General features: G+C 55.8%; 1 rRNA gene. It reads right to left on the bottom strand.

Annotation, left to right across the window (positions count from 1 at the left end):
- Positions 1 to 27 precede the first annotated feature (27 nt).
- Positions 28 to 1,554, bottom strand: a 16S ribosomal RNA gene (locus tag AB4089_RS22875).
- Positions 1,555 to 1,805 lie beyond the last annotated feature (251 nt).

Genomic DNA, 1,805 nt, shown 5'->3' on the forward strand with positions numbered 1-1,805 from the left:
GGCAGGGTGGTTGTAGGTGCTCCTTAGAAAGGAGGTGATCCAGCCGCACCTTCCGGTACGGCTACCTTGTTACGACTTAGTCCCAATCGCCAGTCCCACCTTCGACAGCTCCCTCCCACAAGGGGTTAGGCCACCGGCTTCGGGTGTTACCAACTTTCGTGACTTGACGGGCGGTGTGTACAAGGCCCGGGAACGTATTCACCGCAGCGTTGCTGATCTGCGATTACTAGCGACTCCGACTTCATGGGGTCGAGTTGCAGACCCCAATCCGAACTGAGACCGGCTTTTTGGGATTAGCTCCACCTCACAGTATCGCAACCCTTTGTACCGGCCATTGTAGCATGCGTGAAGCCCAAGACATAAGGGGCATGATGATTTGACGTCGTCCCCACCTTCCTCCGAGTTGACCCCGGCAGTCTCCCATGAGTCCCCGCCATTACGCGCTGGCAACATGGAACGAGGGTTGCGCTCGTTGCGGGACTTAACCCAACATCTCACGACACGAGCTGACGACAACCATGCACCACCTGTGAACCGGCCCCAAAGGGGAAGGACTGTTTCCAGCCCGGTCCGGCCCATGTCAAGCCTTGGTAAGGTTCTTCGCGTTGCATCGAATTAATCCGCATGCTCCGCCGCTTGTGCGGGCCCCCGTCAATTCCTTTGAGTTTTAGCCTTGCGGCCGTACTCCCCAGGCGGGGCACTTAATGCGTTAGCTACGGCGCGGAAAACGTGGAATGTCCCCCACACCTAGTGCCCAACGTTTACGGCATGGACTACCAGGGTATCTAATCCTGTTCGCTCCCCATGCTTTCGCTCCTCAGCGTCAGTTAATGCCCAGAGACCTGCCTTCGCCATCGGTGTTCCTCCTGATATCTGCGCATTTCACCGCTACACCAGGAATTCCAGTCTCCCCTACATCACTCTAGTCTGCCCGTACCCACCGCAGATCCGGAGTTGAGCCCCGGACTTTCACGGCAGACGCGACAAACCGCCTACGAGCTCTTTACGCCCAATAATTCCGGATAACGCTTGCGCCCTACGTATTACCGCGGCTGCTGGCACGTAGTTAGCCGGCGCTTCTTCTGCAGGTACCGTCACTTTCGCTTCTTCCCTACTGAAAGAGGTTTACAACCCGAAGGCCGTCATCCCTCACGCGGCGTCGCTGCATCAGGCTTSCGCCCATTGTGCAATATTCCCCACTGCTGCCTCCCGTAGGAGTCTGGGCCGTGTCTCAGTCCCAGTGTGGCCGGTCACCCTCTCAGGCCGGCTACCCGTCGTCGCCTTGGTGAGCCATTACCTCACCAACAAGCTGATAGGCCGCGAGTCCATCCAAAACCACAATAAAGCTTTCCACCCCCCACCATGCGATGAGGAGTCATATCCGGTATTAGACCCAGTTTCCCAGGCTTATCCCAGAGTTAAGGGCAGGTTACTCACGTGTTACTCACCCGTTCGCCACTAATCCCCGGTGCAAGCACCGGATCATCGTTCGACTTGCATGTGTTAAGCACGCCGCCAGCGTTCATCCTGAGCCAGGATCAAACTCTCCGTTGAAGTAAAACAGACACAACCCAGGAAYCCCGGGAAAACGGGATAACCAGGCTGCACAAAATTTGAAACCAGCTGTAAAAACCAGACCACACCACGGGGTGGCATAACCTGGTCAATTCAACCAATCCATTACAATAAATTGGTATCAACAAACTTGGCACACTATTGAGTTCTCAAACAACAGACACACCCGGCACCACCACAACCAACATTCAGTCGCGGATCGCTCCGGAGCAACTTTTCAAACTTACCCG

Origin of the sequence: Arthrobacter sp. 2MCAF15 (assembly GCF_052115605.1) — a bacterium.
Classification (GTDB): Bacteria; Actinomycetota; Actinomycetes; order Actinomycetales; family Micrococcaceae; genus Arthrobacter.